This window comes from Bacillus cereus group sp. MG9, assembly GCF_040459995.1.
Lineage (GTDB): Bacteria > Bacillota > Bacilli > Bacillales > Bacillaceae_G > Bacillus_A > Bacillus_A mycoides.
Genome location: NZ_JARVHC010000001.1, coordinates 1,024,009 through 1,045,997, shown reverse-complemented (window position 1 = coordinate 1,045,997; position 21,989 = coordinate 1,024,009). Strand labels below are relative to the sequence as shown.

Below are 21,989 nucleotides of genomic sequence, written 5' to 3'. Positions count from 1 at the left end.
ATCAAGGTGTTTTTTTCATTCTAAACGGCATATCTTTACGCCGATACACACTCAGCACAATCCCCATTATAAATGCATGAAACAGAGTTGGTATCAATCCGTAGCTAATAAAGGGTAATGATATAGAAACACGTGGTAATATCCCGAGGATCATGCCAACGTTACAAATGAAATGGACTACAAAAAGAGTTACGCCACCAACGAGTAGCAATTTACCATAACCATCATTTATTCTATACGATATGGTCATTATTCTCACTGCAAAAAGAGAAAGAATCAAGACAAGAATCAGCGCAAGCACATATCCATAATAGTAAGTCAAACTCGCGAATACAAAATCAGTATGCGCAGCAGGGATAGACTTTATATTTCCATATGTACCAAACCAACCTGCCGACGACATTGCCTCTTTTAAACGTAAATACCATAGATCATGCTCTGGGTTTAAAAAACCTAAAATTCTAGCTATCCGGTATTCTTTTACGGCAGACCAGGAAAATAGATCCTTAATAACAAAGGGTAAAATTGGTAAAATTGTAATGAGCCATGCCGTTTTCTTTCCTAGCTTACTCCACCAAAGCATAACGAATACCATCGTAATATAAATAAAAATTGGCACCAGAATTGATGTAGTTGAAAATAGATATAAAGAAAATACGTACAACATGAGAAGGTGCATAAACTTTAACCTACTATTATTGAAAAAAGAAGCCCAAGCTAGAAAGAAGAATGGTATCGTCATTAAACAGTCAATTGTGAGAGGACCAATCTTTATTAATGCTTCTCCATTCACAGAAATAGTCGGAAAACATTTTATAGCTAACAAGATAAGTATTCCAATTGTATAAAACAGCCACCCGATTCTTTCTAACTTCCGGTAATCAAGCAACATCATTCCAATAGCTGTTGCAATGCCGAGAATAACAGAAATTACCTTGTTCATTAATAAATCATTCGTATGCCCAAGAGCGATTATTGGTAAAAACCCTAGCCCCATAGCAGCCACTAATAAAATAATTAAGAACCAATCCACCTTTGGCTTATGAAGTTTGTTAAGTTCCCTGCCAAGCTTGATCGGACTTCCCATTTGTTCAACAGCCTTATTTTCAGCAACTTCCTCACTTAACCCTTTCTCTATCCACGTGTTCTTCGCCTGTTTCAAGTGAAAATCTAGTTCAGTTGCTACAAAGCTCTTTGCTTCTTTTGATTTAATGTGATTGGTAACTTCGCTTAAAAAACGATCCCCTTTTTTGTTCAATTTTATCTCACTCCTGTACTAATCCTTTTAATATAAACCGTGCCTTCGTAGAATCCTTTTCTGCCTTTCGCAGCATCTTGTTTCCTTTATCATTTAATTGATAATATTTAGCTCCTGAATGATCCCAACTTGATTGGATAAAACGATTCTGTTCTAGACGATGTAATACGGTATATAAAAACCCTTCATTCCCTTCGAATTTTCGAATCCCTCTCCCTCGTAGTAGCTGTGACAATTCGTATCCTGTTTTTTCATTACTGAGGAGTTGTAAAATGGCTAACGAGATGTCCTCTTCCTTTTCGTGTGATGCATTGATTTTTTCACGCACCCGCTTTCGGTGTTGATCAGAAAAACTCAAATGTTTAAACGTTGTATTCTCCATTGATTTTCGCAGGCCTTTTAATCGATCTTCCATTTGATTATTCCTCCAATCCTTTCTTCAAAAGCTCCTTCGCTTTTTTCAGTCTCGTTTTTATCGTGTTTTCTTTCACTTCTATTACAATAGCAATCTCTTTAATTGATAGTTCTTCATAATAAAATAGATAAATGACTTCTCGATATTTTATCGGTAAATTCATTACTGCAGAAGCCAGTTCACGGTCCTTCGCATTTTGAATAACAGTTTGTTCGACACTATCATTTTGAACCCCAATATAAGCAGCTTCATCCTCTGTCACGATCACCTTTTTGTTATACCAACTTTTTATGTAGTCCTTACATTGATTAATCGCAATTCTCCACAACCACGTTTTCACATTCGATTTCCCTTTGTATGTATGAAGAGATTTATAACATTTCACAAATATATCTTGCGTTAAATCCTCAGCGACTTCTTTATTATTCACATATGAATACACAAGCTGTAAGACTTCTTGTCCATACTTGTTCATGATTTCATCGATAAGGAGTTCCTTATCTTCTATTTCAAACGCTTCTACCGTTAATTCATCCACATCATTTCCTCCTTCCCATTTATTAGACGACGCACTGTATGGAAAAGTTTTATAAATTCATAAAAAAACGGTTGGAAATGTCCATACCGTTTTGCTCATCCTCTACTATTTAATTTTTTCTAAAACAAAACTTTTAATATCCCCCGCACTTTTTATAGCTTGCGATACGTCTGTTTTATTAAGTTCTTCAAAATAAGGATATCTGACTTCAATCGCATAACTATTTAACTCTGCACAATCATCTATTAAATCATTGAACTCCATATTAAATTCAGCACATCCCTTTACTAACAGCAATAAATTATGCGTTTTAGGCGGATGAGTTCCTTTAAACGTTAAATACCCCTTTAGATATTTCTCAGCACACTGTTGACAATGATAACAGATAATTGCAAAAGGAATAGGCATTAAAGACAATAAATGATTAGAAGCTCTAAGATCTGAATCTGCAATTTCAAACCATAAATTTGCCTCACTGAAATTTTTCATACAATACCTTACCTTCTTCAGCAATCTTGTATTCCATTGTTACAGGATTACCAGAACGCTCATTAAATTCTTCAGAACCGTAAACAAGTAAATCGACTGGTGTTTTCATTACATCGAATATACTTAAATTCAATTTCTTTAAGGCTTCTCTTTTCCTCTTACCAATACCATCAACCACTACACACAAATCAAAATCACTATCCTCATTAGGCATACCGTAAGCATGAGACCCAAATAAAATAATTTTATTAACATCAGAAAGAGAGGAAGTCATTTTATCTACTAATTGATTTAACTCTTTTTGAACATTAGTATTCATTCCATTCACCTCTTTAAATTAATCCTGCTCAATAAATCCTAACTGTAGAAACAAATTAATAAATTGATTCATTTCAACTCCAATACACTACTACAATTGTTAAGTTATTCAAACGGTATAATAATACTTATTATACCTTTCGTATTCATATCCTGTTAAGCAACAAAAATCTACACTCAGTTAATTTCAGTACACTCTATACAAATATAATAAAACAATAAACCGCACGAGGGCTCTCCCTCACGCGGTTTATTTTTAAGCTAAAGCAGCTGCTTGTTCTTGCTGATCTACAGGAATTACAGCGTCTGTTAATGCTTTTTCTAATTCAGCTGTGTATTTCATTTGCTCTTCTTTGCTCCAGCCTAGTTTCGCAGCCATGTAGTTGATTACTGCTTCTTTCCACTCGTATACCCAGTGGATGTTGAAGAATACAGCGCCTCTGCGGCGTACGAAGAAGTCAACTGGTTTCGCTGTCATTTCGTAATCCATTGCGTATACAAGTGGGATTAGAACGTCTAGCGGCATGTTGTATTCTTTCGCTTCGTCTTTATGTTTTTTCGCTAAGTCAAACAGTACGTCAACGTTAGAGCCGTAGAATTTCGCGAATTTTTCCGCTTGTGCTGTCGTTAAACCATATTTCGTACCTTCGCCTGCTTTTTTCGCAACAAATGCCGGGAATCCGTGTGAACCACTTACATGACCACCAGAGATTGGCATATGTTTCGTATCGCTCTTCTTATATGCGCTATGGCCTTCTTTTTGTAATAGATTCGTTACGTAGTCTACTACCATTTCAGCCATTTTGCGGTATCCTGTTAATTTACCGCCCGCGATTGTAATTAAACCAGATTCAGAAGTCCAAATTTCATCTTTACGAGAAATTTCAGATGCATTCTTACCTTCTTCATAAATTAGCGGACGTACACCAGCCCAGCTTGATTCCACATCTTTTTCTGTAATTTTCACGCTTGGGAACATGTAATTAATCGCATTAATGATATATGTGCGATCTTCTGTTGTCATGTGCGGTACAGCTGCGTCTTTATCATAGAACGTATCTGTTGTACCTACGTACGTTTTTCCTTCGCGAGGAATCGCGAACACCATACGTTTATCTGGTGTATCAAAGTAAATTGCTTGCCCTAATGGGAAACGTTTTTGGTCAATTACTAAATGCACACCTTTTGATAACTGAAGTACTTTCCCTTTTTTAGAGTTATCTTTTTCACGAAGTGTATCTACCCAAGGACCAGCTGCGTTTACAATTTTCTTACCGTAAACTTCATACACTTCTCCGTCTAGTAAATCGATTACACGTACACCGCATACTTTTCCATCTTTATATAAGAAACTGTCTACTTTTGCGTAGTTAACAGCTTTCGCACCATGTTCAATCGCTTCTTTCATTACTTCAATTGTAAGACGCGCATCGTCTGTACGATATTCTACGTAGTAACCGCCGCCTTTTAATCCTTCTTGTTTTACAAGAGGCTCTTTATTTAGCGTTTCTTCACGGTTAAACATCTTTCTGCGCTCGCTTCGTTTTACACCTGCTAAGAAGTCGTATACACGAAGACCAATTGATGTACTGAATGACCCGAACGTGCCGCCTGTATGGAACGGAAGTAACATCCACTCCGGTGTTGTTACATGGGGACCGTTCTCATATACGATCGCACGCTCTTTCCCCACCTCTGCTACCATTTTCACTTCAAGTTGTTTTAAATAACGTAAACCGCCGTGTACAAGTTTCGTTGAACGACTTGATGTACCTGCTGCAAAGTCCTGCATTTCAAACACAATCGTTGATAAACTGCGTGTTGCCCCATCTAATGCAATACCAGAACCAGTAATACCTCCACCAATTACGATCACATCTAACTCTTGTTTATTTACTCCGTTTAATACGTCTTTACGTTGTTTACTTGAAAATTTCATGGTAATTCCTCCCTTTGATAACGAAAAAAGAGACCACAAGCTCCGCTATAGATTTCGCCTCTACAGCGTGTTGTGGTCTCTCCAAATCTCCTACCGAATTATTAACTTGTCATCATTATAACACTGTTTATGATTATTTGAAAGCTTTAGTTGCTTCAATTGCTTTTTTCCATCCAGCATATAGCTCTTCGCTTGTTTCCGCTTCCATCGTTGGTTCAAAGCGTTTGTCCATATGCCACTGTGCTTTAATTTCATCTTGGTTTTTCCAGTATCCAACCGCAAGACCAGCTAAGTATGCTGCACCTAAAGCTGTCGTTTCATTGATCACTGGACGCTCTACAGGAACTTCTAAAATATCACTTTGGAACTTCATTAAGAAGTTATTTTTAACTGCTCCGCCATCAACGCGTAATGTGTTCAGTTCAATACCTGAATCTGCTTCCATTGCGCATAGTACATCTTTCGTTTGGTATGCTAAAGATTCTAGCGTTGCACGAATGAAATGCTCTTTCGTCGTACCGCGTGTTACACCAAACATAGCGCCGCGTACTTCACTATCCCAATACGGTGTACCTAGTCCTACGAATGCCGGTACTATGTATACACCTTCAGTTGATTCAACACGGCTAGCGTACACTTCGCTCTCGCTCGCATCTTTAAACATACGCAGTCCGTCACGTAACCACTGAATTGCAGAACCAGCTACGAAAATACTTCCTTCTAATGCGTAATTCACTTTACCATCTAAACCCCATGCAATTGTTGTTAATAGGCCATGCTCAGAAGCTACTGCTTTTTCGCCTGTGTTCATTAACATAAAGCAACCAGTTCCGTAAGTGTTCTTCGCCATACCTTCACCGAAACAAGCTTGTCCAAATAATGCTGCTTGCTGGTCACCAGCTACACCTGCGATCGGTACATTTTGACCGAAGAAGTGATAATCAATTGTTTCTCCATATATTTCAGATGATTGACGTACTTCTGGAAGCATGCTCTTTGGTACTGTTAACATGTCTAGAAGCTCATCATCCCACTGTAAGTCGTGAATGTTAAACATTAATGTACGTGATGCATTTGAGTAATCTGTTATGTGCGCTTTACCGCCAGACAATTTCCATACAAGCCATGTATCAATTGTTCCGAATAATAACTCGCCGTTTTCTGCTTTTTCTCTTGCACCTTCAACGTTATCTAAAATCCATTTTACTTTCGTACCAGAGAAGTATGCATCAATTAAAAGACCTGTTTTTTCGCGAACCATCTCGCTATAACCTTTTTCTTTTAACTCATCACAAATTTCAACTGTTTGACGAGATTGCCATACGATTGCGTTATAAATTGGTTTTCCAGTCGTTTTATCCCATACAACCGCTGTTTCACGTTGGTTCGTAATACCGATACCAGCGATTTGTTCTGGCTTCACATCTGCTTCGCTTAAGCAAGTTGCGATAACTGCTAAAATAGATCCCCAAATTTCTTGTGCATTATGCTCAACCCAGCCTGGCTTTGGAAAATGTTGTGTAAACTCTTTTTGAGCTGAATGAACGATTTTTCCTTCTTTATTGAAAAGAATTGCGCGTGAGCTTGTTGTTCCTTGGTCTAATGAAAGAATATATTTTTTCATATCAGTTTCCCCCTATGCTACTTTTCTACTATTTGTAGTAGCTTCACTTTTTTTACTTGTCATATAAGAGATTGTTAGTACAATCACAGTTGTAATAATCACATAAATAAGTGCTGAATTTTGTTTTCCTTCAAATACAACTTGATGGAATAATCCTGCAAGTGATCCACCTAGAATTGGACCAACTACTGGGATCCATGCATACTTCCAGTTTGAACCGCCCTTTCCTGCAATCGGAAGGAAGAAGTGTGCAATACGCGGACCTAAATCACGAGCTGGGTTGATTGCGTATCCTGTTGTTCCACCTAATGATAAACCAATACTTACAATTAAGAAACCTACGATAAATGGATTTAAACCATCTGCAAATTTATTTGCTCCAATTGCTAATATACCAAATACTAAAACGAATGTTCCAATCATTTCACTTAAAAGGTTTGTAAATGTGTTCGGAATTGCTGGACCTGTTGCAAATACACCTAACTTTGTTCCTGGATCTTCTGTTTCTTTCCAGTGTGGTAAGTAATGTAAATATACAAGAACTGCCCCGATAATTGCCCCAATCATTTGTGCTGCGATATACATAGGTACGTCACTCCATGGGAACGCTCCCTTAAAAGCAAGTCCTATCGTTAAAGCCGGATTCAAATGTGCCCCACTAATTGATCCAACTGCATACGCTGCCATAGCAACCGCTAGACCCCAACCCATTGTAATTACAATCCAACCAGAATCTTTCGCAAACGATTTCTTTAAACTTACACCAGCGCAAACGCCGCCACCAAGTAAGATTAACAATGCAGTCCCTATTAATTCCCCTAAAAATGCTGACATAAAATCCCTCCACAATCAATTTAAATGCTTTCGAAAAGTGATAGAGGTAAAATGAATGGCCATTCGTTTTTTTCAAAAGAAAAAGATCCACAGCTTACATGCTTCTATATAATATATATAGAAACAATAAAATGTGGATCTCTTCTTTTCTCCGTCACGTTTATTAACTTGTCTATAATGTTAACCCTTAATGAAAGCGGTGTCAACAGAATTTTTTCACATTTTCGTCACTTTTTTTGGTAATGTTTCCATAGTTCTTTTTTCGATGTCGTAATTGCTGTCGCACCAGCATTTAACGCTCTTTCAACGTCTTCTACCGTTCGAATAAAACCACCTGCTAAAATTGGTACACCTGTACGCTCTTTCACCTCAGCAATGACACCCGTTAACGCACCAGGAAGCACCTCTATATAATCCGGCTTCGTCTTTTCTAGCAAATTACAGCTCTTTTCCATTGCGCTAGAATCAATTAAAAAGATGCGTTGAATGGAGACGACACCTTTTTGCTTCGCCTTCATAATTACGCTCGCCTTTGTCGATAATAACCCGTACGGTTTATATTCTTGGCATAAAAACTCCGTCGCATGCCCATCACTTTGTAATCCATGGATCAAATCCACATGTAAAAATACTTTTTTATTATGCTGCTTCGCGAGCGACACAACACTCTTCAATTGACCGACATGAATATCTAAAATAACAATATACTCATACGAACTATGTAATAGCTTCTCCAAATCTTTAATTTGCCTCACTGCCGGCAAAATCTTTTGCTCATGAAATTCCATTCTAAACGTCCCCTTCCTATCTATCCTTTATAGTACACAATTTGGGTGAAAAGAACAGCTAGTGTAGGGGATTTCTTACAAATCTTTCTCTTATCTATATATTTTCTTCAACTTATCAGAAACCGTACCACCTATAATCATTAATAGGAGCGGTAAAAAATTCATTACATATGGTGCATCTGCGACAATTGTAATGCTTGCTCCTGCAAACTTATTTAACGCCCATACAACGATTTTTGTAATAAATAAAAATACGCCCATCATAAATAGACTATCGAAAAACACCTTCCATTTCGGATACGCTAATTGCTTACTATCCTCAATTACTTTTTGCGTCAACTCTTCATCACTCCTCAATAACTCATCAATTGTAATACCGAACAGATCACTTAAATGAATAATAATTTCAATGCTCGGATAGTTCTTTCCCGTCTCCCATTTCGAAACAGACTGCCTACTTACATGAATTTTTTCAGCCAAATCATTTTGCGACCAATTTCTTTTTTCCCTTTCTTCTTTTAAACGTTCACTAAAAATCATACTGTGTTTATCACCTCTCTATGTCTAGTATGGTCAAATAAATGATGAAGAGTAAAGCTAGTTATCGTTGCGTAACCTGTGCAACTTGTGCGTTACAGGTTGTAATGGCGCTATGTAGTGTGTATATTCCATATGCTATGCTCCTATAATAATTTCCCGAACAATAATACAATGAACGGATGACTAGATTAAGCATAAAAAAATACGCCATCCCTTCTTATCATTCTCCAGAAAGAATAACGTAAAGTTTCATTTTTAAACATTTTCATCAAAAAGAAAAGAAGCTAACAATAAATTGTTAACTTCTCGGCTGAAAGTAAAATATTATCTTTCCTTATCTTCTAATATCTAGGTTGGGATTGAATATTTGTAAGATGAACATCAAACATATCAATTATTTCAAGAAATCTATCAGCTTCACGGAAAACATGGTCTGCTAATAATGGATGAATGATACTCTTTATTTTACATTGCTCAATTAAATCACGTGCTGTTTTCTTAAAATCCCGAAGAGATGTAACCGACACACGATTTTGATCTAAAAATTGATCTAAAAGAGGGACTGTTTGGGATTGTGGTTTCATAGATTCTAAGTCAATTGCTTGATACATCAATTCATCAAAATCATTGCTAAAATTCCGTGCTGTGTCTACAAGCTTTCTTTCCGATGGATCAAGAAGATGCCCAATAAATTTAGCATGGTCTGCCATAATCCTTAAAAAGAAAACATTTTCTTTAATAATAGCATCAGGAAGGGCATCTAATTTCCCTTCATTTAATTGTATTAAACGTTTTCTAAAATAGTCAGCTTCCCTACTTGTATGGTCAACTAACAGTGGAAAGTTATTTTGTCCTGGCAATTTACATGTGAGAATTAATCCTAAAATTTTTCTTTTAAATCCCCAAATATTAGTTGCGGCTTGTTGTACTTCTGAATTAAATCTTTTTATTTGCTCAGGATCTGTTTCATTTGTATAGGAATGCGCTATTTGTTCGATATGTTCAAACAATCGATAAAATTGATTAGCCTCTTCAATTAGTTGAGTATCCTCGCATCTAAACCCTAAGCGAAGAAAAAAAGAATGCTCCTTCATGATTCTAGACCAAAAACGAATTTCATTTAATGAACGCTCAACAAACATTACAGATGTAACACCTGTATCAGGATGTAATGATGTTTCATCCCTATGCATTGTTAATCCCCCCTGTAGATACTGCGCTATTTCCATTCTTATGAGTGAACATATATATAAATACCATCAATAAAGTTTCATGATGAATATCATATACATGTAAAATTAAGCTTATATAAGCTTAGCTTGATGAACATATACTGCTCCAAAAAAGAAAAAAGGCTACCACCTAGATATAAAGTTCTCCTAGTTGGTAGCCTTTCAAAATTTCTATTAAAGCAATACCGAATCTTTATCACTATCCTGATTCCGCTTCTCTCGCTCTTCTTCTAAACGCTTCATATATACTTCGCCTTCTTTTTCGATAAAATCATTATCCATCTCTTGCTCTTTTTTCGAAGTATATAAAACCATGTAGCCACTTAGTACAATCCCAATGATTACAAGATAAATCCACCATGGTAAAGTTTCCACTTTCGTTCATCCCTTTCCTTAGACAAGCCTTATTAGTTTCACTTTATGAGGAAAGAAGTGGATTTATGCTTAAAATTTTATTGTGGATTCTTCGCGAAGAACGCTTGTACATATTCCATAAACTCTATTGGTTCCTGGCGAAACGGTGCGTGGTATCCTTTTTCAATGATATGGAACGTACTATTTGCAAATAGCTCGTGATACAGTTCACCATTTTTCCAAGAAACACTCTTGTCGTGTCGTCCCCATATAATTAAAGTCGGTACCTTAATTTTATCGGCTTCCATCGCAATGCGGCGCTCTCTCATTTTCGTAAGCTGATCATAATGCTCTTTATCATCGCGACTATTTTTCACTTCATTTTTATTATAATCCGTAATCTCTGTTACAGTTTGTAAGTCTGTCGATAGTGGCGGCACTTCATAACTTTCTTTTTGCTGGAAAGACTCTATTCCTGTAGAATCCGCTAAAACGAGATGCGTTACTGCATCCGGATATAAATACGCTAAATTTAGAGACATCTCTCCGCCCATCGAATGACCAAGTACTGCGAATTGATCGTATCCGAGTTTCTTCATTAACTTATAATATAAATTCACTTGCGTGGGAAACGAATACTGAAAATCAATTGGTTTAGAAGAACGCCCAAACCCTAAAATATCAACCGCAATAATCGTATGATCCTTTACAAGTTCCGGATAAATATCATTAAACCCATCTGAAGAACCACCGAACCCGTGAAGCATAAGTAAAGGCGGTTTCCCCTCACCAATTTGCTTAAAATAAATCGTCTGCCCATCAATCTGCGCCATACTCTCTTTCGTATTCATCCTCATCATCACAGTATCTTTCACTTCTCCAACCTTCGCAATCGGCTTATCAACGAAGTTACATACGATTAACAAAACGAGCACAATACCGCTAATAAAATAAAATTTAAACCGTTTCAAAATTCCCGTCTCCTTTCTCATGTTGCTATTTAAAGTTTTTACATTATTTGGTTGTTTTATGATTATTTTTAATTGTAACCACTTTAGTTACAATTATATTAAAAAAATATAACTCATTTCTATTAATGATGGTTATTTTGTAACTATTATAGTTACATATTTAAAGTAAGTCAATTCTTTTCTCTACGTGGCCTAAAAATAAAGAAAGGGACTCCATTTTGATAATCTGTACCCTTTGTAAAGGACATTTTGAAAAAAGTTAGGCAACATCAAGGAGATGATTTCTGTATCCAACAGGAGTCATCTTTTTTAAATTCCATTGATATCTATAGTGATTATAGTACGTCATATATTTCTTAATCTCTTGTTTCAACTCAGTAAAAGACTCGCAAGGTTTTATATGTGCTTCATCTTTCAGATGACCAAAAAATGATTCCTGTGGAGCGTTATCCCAACAGTTTCCTCTTCTTGACATAGATTGTCCGAGCTTTAGCTTTTTGACTAATTTTTGGTAGGTAGGGCTTGTGTAGTGGGCTCCTTGATCTGAATGAATATATGCACCGTTAGTCAATCGAATCCTCTTATTCCGTTTTAGTTTATGAAGAGTTGTTGTTACGAGGTCTAATGTCATCTGTTCTGAAACATGGTAAGCTAAAATTTCATTGGTTGAGCTATCTAAAATTGTAGATAAATAAGCTCTTTTATTCTTACCATAAACTAAATAAGTGATATCTGTAAGAAGTGTTTTTCCTGGGGTGTTTTGTTTAAATTCTCGATTTAATTGATTCGGCACTACTCGATGTTCTTTTGAAGCTTTCAGCATTCTTTTATAAGGGTTTGCTTTCCGAATCGGACAGACAATCTCATATTTCTTCATGATTCTACGGATACGCTTTAAATTGTAGACAACTTGAAAATGACCCGCCAATGTCATTTTTATTTGACGAGCCCCTTTCTTTCGATTTCTAAATCGAAGTGCTTTTAATATGATTTCTTTCACGATTTCATCTTGATCGTTCTTTTGTTTCCGTTGTTCTTGAGATGAAATGGAAAAATAATTATAGTATCCCGAACGGGATACACCAGCTACTTTACACAAGTAACTCACCATATTTCTTAAGTTATATTTTATGATAACAGAACGAATCAGGATATATTTCTGACTAGGTGATAACGTTATTTCCTTCTCATCCTCCCTTCCATAAGTTTGATCTTTTTTAACAATTCATTTTCTGCCTTTAGTAAGTTCCGTTCGGCTTCTAAACGAGCATACTTCTCTTCTAACGTAAGCTCTCTCTCAAGAGTTCTTCCCGCGTTTTCGGTGCGTGTATCTCGTAAACCAAATACACCATTTTTTCTGTAAGCAGCACGCCATCTACTTCCTGATGACATAATTCGTTTCATTCCAATCATATCTATATCAAAACCACATTCTTCAAAAATATTTCGGGGTAGTTTTCCTTTCGCATTCTCCTCAATAAAAATACGCTTAAATTCATCTGTATAAGTGATACCTTTCTGACTTACAGATTTTATATATGGGTTATTTGATAGAATTTGAATGTCTCTTTCTGTAAATAGCTTTTTTGTCATTTTAAACCTTCTCCGATTCCAATTTTCTCTCATTATACAAGAAATACCCTATAGAATAGACTTTTTTTCAGTGTCTATTCTATAGGGTACATTTTATTTTGAAGTCCCTTTCTTTATTTTTATTATAGTTGGCTTACTCCGCCGCCGTCGCCTCTATTATCTGCTGGTGCTCCGCCTGTGTCACCTCTAGTATAGTCTGGTTTTGCTGGCGCTCCACCTGTATCTCCCTTATTAAAACCAGCATAATCGGGTCTTGCTGGCGCTCCACCTGTATCTCCCTTATTAAGAGCAACGGCATTAAAATCATGGGAACCTAAAACTGAGAAAGTAAATGCAAATCCAATTACTGTTAACACAATTTTTTTCATTACTTTAACGCCCCTTTTGTCATCTGGTTTTGCCTTGCTTCTTTACTCATACGATAATATTTACTAGCCTTTTCATGATTGTTTATATCATAAAATTTATCTGCTAAGCGTTCTGTATATTCCTGAATACAGTCAAACAACTCTTCTCTTTCAAAGTAAGAAATACCTGCTATAACAACCTCTTCTAATGCATCAATATTTGTATTCATTTTATTTAAAACCATGAATCGGTATTGATATTCTTGATTCTTCAACTGATTACAAATATGCAATCCTTTACTTATTATGGCACTCGCTTTTTCAAATTCTTTTATTTTTAAATATTCATCAGCCTCCAAGTACAGTGCCCTAAAATGATTAGGAGCTTTCTTTGTTACTTCGGATAAATGACGAATGGCTAACTCAGATAAATTCTGATTTGCATATAGCAACCCTAAGTTATTTCTAACCATTAAAATGTATTTTTCATGATTAATTTGCTGAAAAACATTTAACGAATTATTAAATATCTCCTCTGCTAACTCAAATTGATTTAAATCAACATAGCATAACCCTAAAATATTTTCACATAAAGCAAAATTAATCTCATATCCTGATTGCTTCGTAAAATCTTCTTTTGCCTTTTTCAAATAATCAATCGCATTGATTTGTTGATAGGAATGATAATAAAAATTCCCCATCCGATAATTAAACTCCGCATGCTCTATCGGATCTGCAATATATTTCAATAACTTCTCAGCTTGTTCATACTGTTCTTTCGCTTCGTTATAATTTGAAATTAATGTGCAATGAAATCCTTTAAAAAAGTGATAGTAATAAGCTAGAAAACCTTCTGTCGGAATTTCGAAAGATTCCACTTTATTAAAACTATCTTCTCTAACTGAAATCCAATCAACTAATGCATCATATCTGAAGTTCAATAACGCATGATAAAGCAATACATCTTGATCCACGTCCAACCCACTAATCGTACTATCAATCTCTTCTTTCATTTCCGTAGCTTTCTCTATGTTTTGCTGCAACATTACACGATACCAATTATCTAAAGAATGTTTCATTTGCTCCTTCGTTACTACATCTGTTCCCATACCTTCGCATCCCCTTTTCTCCAAACTTACAAAATTAGGATATTTATACAATTATTCAAATTGTATATTATCACCCCTTTTCTATGTATTGAAAAATAATTGTCAGAAAATTTATAATTTAAATGAATTATACCAAATATTTCTATTTTAAAAACTTGAGAAACATTTTTCAGAAAATTTTATAGACCAAATAAAAAAGCAAGCAATTCCAGCGATTCGCTAAAACTACTTGCTCTTCTACTTATTATTTCTATTTTTACTCTTTAATAAATTCCTTAGTACTTCTCACTGTATCAATCGGACGAACTAATTTTTCGATTTCTTCACGCTTTGGCTCTAAGAACGGAGGTAAAGATAATTTCTCTCCAAGCGTTTCATAAGGCTCATCTCCCATAAAACCAGGGCCATCTGTTGCAAACTCGAATAAAATTTGCGGCGCAACTCTTGCGTATAATGACTCAAAGAAGTGACGATTTACATAACCAGATGAAGGGAGTCCAACTCGGCTTAGTCGCTCAATCCACTCTTCTAATACAGCGCGATCCTCTACACGGAATGCTGCATGATGCACTGTACCAAAACCTTGTTGTGCTTCAGGAAGAACTGTATTATGTTCTACAATGACAGAGGCACCATTTCCACCTTCGTTTACTTCAAACAAGTAGAATTCTCCTTCTTGAGCAATCTCTTTAAATAATAGAACTTTTTCTAGTACTTCTTTGAAATAACTAAAGTTCGCGATACGAATAAATACAGGTCCTAAGCCAGTAATTGCATATTCTAATGGCACTGGGCCGTCTTGCCAAGGTGTACCTGATTCCACGCCTTTATCAAATTCATCTGAGATCAATTGATAGTGTTGATCATCAAAGTCAACGAATGAAAGAGTTTTCTTACCGAATTGCTCTTTCATTCCTGTATGTTCTACTTCAAGACGGTCAAAACGTTTCACCCAATACTCTAGTGCTGCGTCAGTTGGAACGCGGAATGAAGTTTTTGAAATTTCATTTGTACCGTGTACTCCTTTTGGAACACCTGGGAAGTCAAAGAATGTCATATCTGTTCCTGCACTACCTTTATCATCTGCAAAGAATAAATGATACGTTTGAATATCATCTTGGTTTACTGTTTTTTTAACTAAACGCATTCCTAAAACGTGAGTGAAAAACTCATAGTTCTTTTCTGCACTACTTGTAATTGCTGTAACGTGGTGAATTCCTTTTAATTGGTTCATTTTATATTCCTCCAATGGTTTTTAATTTTATATTTTATATTTTCTCTTCTATTATTTCTCTTCAATAGGTGCTAATTTCGCTTCAATTTCTGCTCGCTGTTCTTCTAAGAACGGCGGTAAATCAAGTTTTTCTCCTAAATGCTCTACATCTCCATCAACTGTAAATCCTGGTCCATCTGTCGCAATTTCAAATAGGATTCCATTTGATTCACGGAAGTATAAGCTTTTAAAGTAGAAACGGTCGATAATGCCTGAAGAATGGAAACCTTTTTGTATCACCTGTTCTTCCCAATAAGCTAGCTCTTCACTGTTTTTCACGCGAATCGCTAAATGGTGAATGCTACCGCGGCCTGGCTTTTCAGTAGGACCATCTAAATATTTCACAACGATTTCTCCGAAGGCTTCTCCTTTAATAGACTGGAAAATCGCTTCTTCGTCGCTTCGGCTAACTTCTTTATAACCAAATATATCTGTTAGTGTACTTGCCAGTTTATCAAGTCTACGCACTGTCATTTCTACAGAACCCATTCCTTGAATTTGATGTTCAGCTGGAACTTCGGATTTCTCCCAAGTTTCCCAGTGCTCCACTTTTTCTCCGTTTGAAACGAGTAGCACGAGACGAAGACCTTCCGCATCCTCAAATTGCAAAGCAGGACGATTTGCATATGTTGTCATTTCACTATGTTTCACATCAAATTTCTCAAATCGTTCTTTCCAGTAATGTAAGCTTTCCTCTGAAGGAACGAGTAATCCGATTCGCGTAATTGCATTCGTACCACGGTACGTTTTTCCTACTAAAGGCATTTCAAAAAATGATAGTTCAGTACCTGGACTTCCTGTTTTATCTCCGTAAAATAAATGATACATGGATGGATCATCTTGGTTTACCGTCATTTTCACACGGCGTAAACCAAGCACGTTTTTATAAAAATGGTTATTCTCACTTCCGTTTTTTGTAACCATTGAAATGTGATGATGCCCTTTAATTTCATACATTGATAATTCCTCCGTTTCATTTTACTAGTCAAGTGATAACTAAAAAATAATATGCTTCTTAGCTTTTTAATTTATTCTCATTATATTTTTGTAAATTCATCTTAGTTTTTACTGAATAAGTTACTTTGCTTTTTAATCGAAAGCAAGTGAGTGTATGTTTTTCATATGACTCAATCGCTTTCGTTACTATCACTTTACAACTCAAGTGATTAAAAAGCAAGTAATTTATCTCAAATTCGAGATATTTTTTTATTGCATAACATTTTGGACTGGAGAATGGTTTGGTAAATATTAAAAACATTAGTGGAGAAAAGAAACTTCAATATTATCGAAAACTGTAATGTCGAGAATAGCAGGATAACTTTTTCCTTCTTCAATTTTATATGAACAAACAGTGGAGAATCCCGTAAACACTACACCGTTAATATTTATTGTAACTTCCTCTTCGATTAACTTATTGGCTTTTTCTACATACGCCATATATTTCATGTTTCTTCCTCCCTTTCCTAATTGAAATTATGAGATAAAAAATGTAAACATATAAAATAAAACTTGTCTAACAGAAAATGAAGCCAATTTATATGTGAAATAAAGTTAGTAAAATAAAAGAGCATCCCCAAACGGAAATGCCCTTTTATTTCAGGTTTAAATTACACCCATTTCTTTTAACATATCAATTAAACTAGTATAGAAGTATTCACATGCTTCTGTCTCAGAATTAAATATCTTAATATTACTCTTTATTACTCGCTTACTATAACATTTTACATTCTTTTCGAAGATATTTAATGAATTCACACTTGGTAAATTTACATCTCCTCGAACCATTTTACCTTGTTGTCTTTAGATTTTCGTATTCTCATCAAACTTCTTTACCAGTTAAATTATCAACAAATCTTATTTTTCCATTCTCAGAAACTAATTGTAAATCACTACCTATTGGTAGTTCGTATATTCCCAGAATGGCCGGTTCAATATTTGCTACAGTATTAAAATCACATACTACTAAATTATCAGGATTATTAATATAATCATCATCATCAATTTCTGAAAAGAATCTCCAACCATTATCTACCGCATCTATTGATTGCTCTCTCAATATCCATTTCAATTTTCCTGTTTCATTTATTATATTTTTTGAAACAATACAGGCCCCAGCTTTTTCAATAAATTCAATAGGCTCTTTTTGATTCATATTTTTCCATCCTTTCAATTAAACTTGATCTATATGGGAATTTTCTAGCGTATTCAATAGCTGAAAATCCTGCACTATCTTTAGAAGTTAAATCTAAGTTTGGTTGAGAAAACCACAAATTATATAACTTTTCTAATACTTCATCCAATTTCTTTTCTATTTGCGATTTTTCTTCTTTTGAAAGAAACGAATCAATTTCTCTATTACACCATCTCGAACTTGATCATAAGACCATTTTTGCACCTGTATTTTTTCTCTTATAGCTTTTAATTCTTCTATATTTTCCTTCGAGTATCTCGGATATCCTTCCTGACTTCGCTCTGTTTGACCATACTTTAAGCAAATCGAGAGTCACCCCTAAATGATCCGCAATAATTTTCGGTGTATACATTTCCGATTTTAGTTCCAATTTTCATTTCACCCCTGTTCTCAAACATAAATCTTCATAAAACACCCTATATGTCTTCTATACATCTAGATAAAACAAAAAGAGCATATCCCTTTCGGAATTGCCCTCTCAACTTAAAAAATAATATCAATTTCCTTTTAAAATTTGATCAATCTCTTTCTCATTTTCACTTATTAAATCATAAAATCCTACATGAATATCTTCTTCATACAGCCAACATAAATCAGTACCATAAGGAGCATCAAAAATTTCTAACATAACTGGAGCTATTTCTAATATAGAGCTTGCTCCTAATACTTGAAAATTACTAGAATCATTTACATATTCATCATCATCTTCCGAAGAATAAATAGTCCACCCATTTAATTGAGGAATTTCTGATTTTTCCCTAAATGTATAACGTATTGATTTTCCAGCTACAACATTTTTAGAAACAATAAAGCCCCCGTAATCAGAATTATTTACTTTCATATTAACACTCCTCAATAATAGTTAATAAATCATTTCTCCAAGAATACTCTTTAGCATAATCTACACATGATTTTCCAGATTGATCTTTCAAATTATAGTTTGAACCATTTTTAATAAGTAATTTATACATGTCTTTATTGTCTTCTGTAGACAATTTATTTATCGTAATAGCATACTTCAAAGGAATAGCATTATATTTATCCAAAGCATTTATATTAATTTCATTATCAATAAGTAATCTTGTTATCTCTAATTCATATTCTATTGTTGGGCGTAAAACACAAAAATAAAACATATGCAATGCATTCCTTTTATCTTTAGCTGTAGTGTAATTAATATCAATACCCTCTTCTAGTAAAAATTTTATAATTTTAAGTTTTTCACTAGAATTTTTCTTATTGATTCTCCTAATGTTTCTTTATTCATATTTAAATCTCGCTCTCTCTAATTTTAAAAATTTTTCAAACCTATTTATCAGATCTTCTTTCGTAGTTGGGACTTCTTGAGGCATATAATTAACAAAACTCACCATATCTTCTGGGTAGTGATGATTTCCATAAAACTCTGCAATTTCATTTAATAATTCATTATCTTCTTTACATCTTTCTTTTATTTCAGATAAAAAAACAAATCTTAGTTTTCTATTCTCCTCTACTAACATTGTGCTTTCTTCATCTAATTGAGGAAAATAATTAGTTTTTATTTCTAACATCACCTTATCTAAATCTTCACTAGATACTCCCCATGCAAGTTCACTAACAAACCCACTTTCATCACCAATATCCATCAATTCTACCGCATAATCGGAAATGACGTCTTTATTAAAATAATTTTCTTGGATGCCTACAAAAATAGTTTTCCAGTCATACTTAATATGTTTATTTTTTAAATCTTTTAATTTCATATTATTTACCTCTTACTTTTTTGGAATTTGATTTGGCTTACCCGTCATAACACCATTTTCAATGAATCTCCTGTGGCTCACATCACCATTGGGCTCAACAATCCATTCAAAAACACCTTTATTACCATTGTTACTTCCTGTTATTTGATATAATTCCCTTTTAATACGGTCCCCTCCTTCTAGTGGAAACTCCTCCGCAAATCTTGAATAATTATCAATAACATCAGAAAAACCATGTTCCTTTGATACATGAGGGAACTCTTTTTCTATAAAAGGTTTCCCTTTTTCATCTCTTCCCCAAACTGGTTTTACATTATCAACCTTTTTTCCACTTCCAACTCGTTTTCCATCTATAACAGGTCCTTTAAGTTCTTCAATTACTCTAAGATTAGCTCCGCTGTTTGTCCCAGCAGTGACTTTTTTAGCTGTATTTGCAGCCTCAGCAGTCATTTTAACTCCTTTTCCTACTTTAGCTATCTTTCCAAAGGGTGTAAGGCCGGCTACAGCCATGACACCTGCCCCAGCACGTTCCCACCCCGAAAGTTTTTCGCCAGTAGATGGATCAATACCATCCCAAACACGACGAACATCATACTCACCACTTATTTCACCCGCTATATCCCTAGCTAGTTTTTTACCATCAAAACCCTCTTTTTCTGATGATAGTGGTCCACACATTGCACCTTCTTCCATTGTAACATCTTGATTATCTGTGTTACGAAATTTTTCGGCAATTCGTTTCAAATCTTCTTCCACTTGTATAAGTGAATTGATAGATGTAAAAGCTTTTGGTCTCGCATCATTGAACATTTGAATGAACTGTTGATTAGAGGCACCAATCCATTGAAAGCACAAATGATCAATTTCATTACATAAATTATTATGTATAGATTCTAATGCGATTCTGGTATTACGTGCACGATTTGCAACTTCTTCTAGCATTTCAGGTGTTACCTTGATTTGAACCATTTCTTTCCTCCCTTTTCCCAATTAAAATTATGAGATAAAAAGAAAAAAATGTAAACACAGAAATTTTAGATTAGTATAATAATGTGTATATAAAATAAAAGAGCACCCCCAAACGGAAATGCCCTTTTATTTCAGTTTTAAATTACACCCATTCCTTTTAACATCTCAATTAAACTAGTATAGAAGTATTCACATGCTTCTGTCTCAGAATTAAATGTCTTAAGGTTACTCTTTGTTCCTCGCTCATTATAATATACTTTCCATACTCCATTCTGTTCATTAAAACAATACGATTCGTTTGGTAATCCACCCTTTAAACTATATAAATCCTTTGGCACCTCTTCTTGTAATAATTTCTGTTCTAACTCATTTTTTCGCATGTTTAGAACCTACCCTTTTCAATGCTTCTTCTTCAATTATTTCATTTTAACTATTTCATTTTTAATAAAGAAAACAGCCCCACTAAGCTTTTAACACTTAATGAGGCCATTCTATTCACAATCTTAATTATGGAAAGTTGGCTTATAGAACGAACGATTATCAAGCGCAAAGACACGTTCTGTGTATTCGCCTGGTTTTGTGCGTCCTAATGCGCGGTCCATCATGTTCATTTTTGCATCTAAGTTATCGATGTAGTGCAGAATTTCTGCTTCTTTCACTAATGGTGGTTTTGGGCTACCCCATTCTGCTTTTCCGTGATGGGAAAGGACGATGTGCTGAAGGATTAATACTTCCTCTGCATCGATTTGTAGTTCCTCTGCTGCTTTACCAATTTCGTTCACCATGATAGAAATGTGGCCTAGTAAATTTCCTTCTAACGTATACGTCGTAGAAATTGGTCCAGATAGCTCAAATACTTTACCAAGATCGTGTAAAATAACGCCCGCATATAGTAAGTCTTTATCTAACGATGGGTATAGAGCTGATATAGCTTTCGCTAAATCTAACATTGATACAACATGATAAGCTAGTCCAGATACGAACTCGTGATGGTTCTTTGTCGCTGCTGGATATTCTAAAAATTCATTTTGATGCTTATTTAACAAATGTCTTGTTAGACGCTGTATGTTCGGGTTTCTCATTTCAAATATGTATTGCGTAATTTTCTCAACCATATCTTCTTTTTTTATTGGAGCTTTTTCTACAAAGTCTGAGATGTCTGTTACTTCATTCTCATTCGCAACACGAATTTGTTTCACACGTAATTGAATACGTCCTTTATAGTTTAGAATATCTCCAGCTACTTTAACGATTGTTTCCGCTACATATTGTTTCTCAACTTCTGGCGATACGTCCCATAGCTTTGCTTCAATATCTCCACTTGGATCTTGTAAGATTACTGTTAAAAATGGCTTGCCATTGCTTGCGAGACCTTTTGTCGCTGTTTTAATTAACAAGAAAACATCGACTTGTTCACCAACTTCATATTCTACAATTTTCTTTTTCATTCGAATTCCTCCAC

The 21,989-nt window shown here is 35.0% G+C and carries 27 protein-coding genes and 1 pseudogene; all 28 read right to left on the bottom strand.

Annotated features, from left to right (window positions below; genetic code table 11):
- Position 1: 1 nt before the first annotated feature.
- The gene (locus QCI77_RS05320; protein ID WP_353824621.1) at positions 2 to 1,258 is read right to left on the bottom strand and encodes an FtsW/RodA/SpoVE family cell cycle protein; all 1,257 of its coding nucleotides are present in this window, start codon (positions 1,256 to 1,258) and stop codon (positions 2 to 4) included.
- A 7-nt stretch (positions 1,259 to 1,265) separates the two neighbouring features.
- The gene (locus QCI77_RS05315) at positions 1,266 to 1,673 is read right to left on the bottom strand and encodes a PadR family transcriptional regulator (RefSeq protein ID WP_002011111.1); all 408 of its coding nucleotides are present in this window, start codon (positions 1,671 to 1,673) and stop codon (positions 1,266 to 1,268) included.
- A 4-nt stretch (positions 1,674 to 1,677) separates the two neighbouring features.
- Positions 1,678 to 2,211: a sigma-70 family RNA polymerase sigma factor gene (locus QCI77_RS05310; protein WP_002011110.1), complete on the bottom strand. Its 534-nt coding sequence runs from the start codon at positions 2,209 to 2,211 to the stop codon at positions 1,678 to 1,680.
- Between the two features lie 105 nt (positions 2,212 to 2,316).
- A complete protein-coding gene (locus QCI77_RS05305) occupies positions 2,317 to 2,700 on the bottom strand; it encodes a HEPN domain-containing protein (protein ID WP_353824620.1) in 384 nt (127 codons plus the stop codon).
- Positions 2,684 to 3,019 carry a nucleotidyltransferase domain-containing protein gene (locus QCI77_RS05300; protein ID WP_002087180.1) on the bottom strand — a complete coding sequence of 112 codons (336 nt, stop codon included), beginning with the start codon at positions 3,017 to 3,019 and terminating at the stop codon, positions 2,684 to 2,686. Before QCI77_RS05300 ends, QCI77_RS05305 begins: the two co-directional genes overlap by 17 nt.
- Positions 3,020 to 3,274: 255 nt before the next feature.
- Complete coding sequence (gene glpD / locus QCI77_RS05295) at positions 3,275 to 4,957, bottom strand: aerobic glycerol-3-phosphate dehydrogenase (RefSeq protein ID WP_353824619.1); 1,683 nt, start codon at positions 4,955 to 4,957, stop codon at positions 3,275 to 3,277.
- A 133-nt stretch (positions 4,958 to 5,090) separates the two neighbouring features.
- The gene (glpK, locus tag QCI77_RS05290) at positions 5,091 to 6,581 is read right to left on the bottom strand and encodes a glycerol kinase GlpK (RefSeq protein ID WP_063217551.1); all 1,491 of its coding nucleotides are present in this window, start codon (positions 6,579 to 6,581) and stop codon (positions 5,091 to 5,093) included.
- Positions 6,582 to 6,593: 12 nt separating this feature from the next.
- On the bottom strand, positions 6,594 to 7,415 hold the full coding sequence (gene glpF, locus QCI77_RS05285) for a glycerol uptake facilitator protein GlpF (protein WP_002188616.1): 822 nt from the start codon (positions 7,413 to 7,415) through the stop codon (positions 6,594 to 6,596).
- A gap of 227 nt (positions 7,416 to 7,642) precedes the next feature.
- Positions 7,643 to 8,203 (bottom strand): glycerol uptake operon antiterminator GlpP, encoded by a 561-nt coding sequence (glpP, locus tag QCI77_RS05280; RefSeq protein WP_000394293.1) that lies wholly within the window; start codon positions 8,201 to 8,203, stop codon positions 7,643 to 7,645.
- Positions 8,204 to 8,293: 90 nt separating this feature from the next.
- Positions 8,294 to 8,743 carry a helix-turn-helix domain-containing protein gene (locus QCI77_RS05275; RefSeq protein ID WP_002087188.1) on the bottom strand — a complete coding sequence of 150 codons (450 nt, stop codon included), beginning with the start codon at positions 8,741 to 8,743 and terminating at the stop codon, positions 8,294 to 8,296.
- A 341-nt stretch (positions 8,744 to 9,084) separates the two neighbouring features.
- Positions 9,085 to 9,936: a DUF2935 domain-containing protein gene (locus tag QCI77_RS05270; RefSeq protein WP_000554485.1), complete on the bottom strand. Its 852-nt coding sequence runs from the start codon at positions 9,934 to 9,936 to the stop codon at positions 9,085 to 9,087.
- 213 nt (positions 9,937 to 10,149) lie between these two features.
- Positions 10,150 to 10,350 (bottom strand): sporulation YhaL family protein, encoded by a 201-nt coding sequence (locus QCI77_RS05265; protein WP_002087191.1) that lies wholly within the window; start codon positions 10,348 to 10,350, stop codon positions 10,150 to 10,152.
- A gap of 77 nt (positions 10,351 to 10,427) precedes the next feature.
- The gene (locus tag QCI77_RS05260; RefSeq protein ID WP_002188611.1) at positions 10,428 to 11,300 is read right to left on the bottom strand and encodes an alpha/beta fold hydrolase; all 873 of its coding nucleotides are present in this window, start codon (positions 11,298 to 11,300) and stop codon (positions 10,428 to 10,430) included.
- A 259-nt stretch (positions 11,301 to 11,559) separates the two neighbouring features.
- A protein-coding gene (locus QCI77_RS05255) for an IS3 family transposase (RefSeq protein ID WP_113770855.1) occupies positions 11,560 to 12,893 on the bottom strand; the annotation gives its coding sequence in 2 pieces (ribosomal slippage) (positions 11,560 to 12,506 and positions 12,506 to 12,893; 1,335 coding nt in all).
- Between the two features lie 122 nt (positions 12,894 to 13,015).
- Complete coding sequence (locus tag QCI77_RS05250) at positions 13,016 to 13,261, bottom strand: hypothetical protein (protein ID WP_193652892.1); 246 nt, start codon at positions 13,259 to 13,261, stop codon at positions 13,016 to 13,018.
- Positions 13,261 to 14,349 carry a response regulator aspartate phosphatase gene (locus tag QCI77_RS05245; RefSeq protein WP_353824618.1) on the bottom strand — a complete coding sequence of 363 codons (1,089 nt, stop codon included), beginning with the start codon at positions 14,347 to 14,349 and terminating at the stop codon, positions 13,261 to 13,263. The genes QCI77_RS05250 and QCI77_RS05245 overlap by 1 nt, the downstream gene beginning before the upstream one ends.
- Positions 14,350 to 14,605: 256 nt before the next feature.
- Positions 14,606 to 15,583 carry a ring-cleaving dioxygenase gene (locus QCI77_RS05240; RefSeq protein ID WP_215584635.1) on the bottom strand — a complete coding sequence of 326 codons (978 nt, stop codon included), beginning with the start codon at positions 15,581 to 15,583 and terminating at the stop codon, positions 14,606 to 14,608.
- Between the two features lie 51 nt (positions 15,584 to 15,634).
- Positions 15,635 to 16,579 carry a ring-cleaving dioxygenase gene (locus QCI77_RS05235; protein WP_012260498.1) on the bottom strand — a complete coding sequence of 315 codons (945 nt, stop codon included), beginning with the start codon at positions 16,577 to 16,579 and terminating at the stop codon, positions 15,635 to 15,637.
- A 300-nt stretch (positions 16,580 to 16,879) separates the two neighbouring features.
- Positions 16,880 to 17,068, bottom strand: coding sequence for a hypothetical protein (locus tag QCI77_RS05230; protein ID WP_012260497.1), 189 nt, complete (start codon positions 17,066 to 17,068; stop codon positions 16,880 to 16,882).
- 373 nt (positions 17,069 to 17,441) lie between these two features.
- A complete protein-coding gene (locus tag QCI77_RS05225; RefSeq protein WP_001072112.1) occupies positions 17,442 to 17,774 on the bottom strand; it encodes a DUF2185 domain-containing protein in 333 nt (110 codons plus the stop codon).
- On the bottom strand, positions 17,752 to 17,922 hold the full coding sequence (locus tag QCI77_RS30905) for a hypothetical protein (RefSeq protein WP_483298995.1): 171 nt from the start codon (positions 17,920 to 17,922) through the stop codon (positions 17,752 to 17,754). Before QCI77_RS30905 ends, QCI77_RS05225 begins: the two co-directional genes overlap by 23 nt.
- A pseudogene (locus tag QCI77_RS30900) lies at positions 17,905 to 18,183 on the bottom strand (MerR family transcriptional regulator); the annotation flags it as partial. The gene QCI77_RS30905 and the pseudogene QCI77_RS30900, both read right to left, overlap by 18 nt.
- 126 nt (positions 18,184 to 18,309) lie before the next feature.
- Positions 18,310 to 18,654: a DUF2185 domain-containing protein gene (locus tag QCI77_RS05215; protein WP_012260493.1), complete on the bottom strand. Its 345-nt coding sequence runs from the start codon at positions 18,652 to 18,654 to the stop codon at positions 18,310 to 18,312.
- 1 nt (position 18,655) lies between these two features.
- On the bottom strand, positions 18,656 to 19,024 hold the full coding sequence (locus tag QCI77_RS05210) for an ankyrin repeat domain-containing protein (protein WP_353825758.1): 369 nt from the start codon (positions 19,022 to 19,024) through the stop codon (positions 18,656 to 18,658).
- Positions 19,025 to 19,072: 48 nt separating this feature from the next.
- Entirely contained in the window at positions 19,073 to 19,558 is a 486-nt protein-coding gene (locus tag QCI77_RS05205; protein WP_353824617.1) for a DUF2247 family protein, read from the bottom strand.
- A gap of 12 nt (positions 19,559 to 19,570) precedes the next feature.
- Positions 19,571 to 20,527 (bottom strand): WXG100 family type VII secretion target, encoded by a 957-nt coding sequence (locus tag QCI77_RS05200; RefSeq protein ID WP_353824616.1) that lies wholly within the window; start codon positions 20,525 to 20,527, stop codon positions 19,571 to 19,573.
- Positions 20,528 to 20,664: 137 nt separating this feature from the next.
- Complete coding sequence (locus tag QCI77_RS05195; RefSeq protein ID WP_098169104.1) at positions 20,665 to 20,907, bottom strand: hypothetical protein; 243 nt, start codon at positions 20,905 to 20,907, stop codon at positions 20,665 to 20,667.
- Between the two features lie 123 nt (positions 20,908 to 21,030).
- Positions 21,031 to 21,975 (bottom strand): 3'-5' exoribonuclease YhaM, encoded by a 945-nt coding sequence (gene yhaM, locus QCI77_RS05190; RefSeq protein WP_002030183.1) that lies wholly within the window; start codon positions 21,973 to 21,975, stop codon positions 21,031 to 21,033.
- Between the last annotated feature and the right edge of the window lie 14 nt (positions 21,976 to 21,989).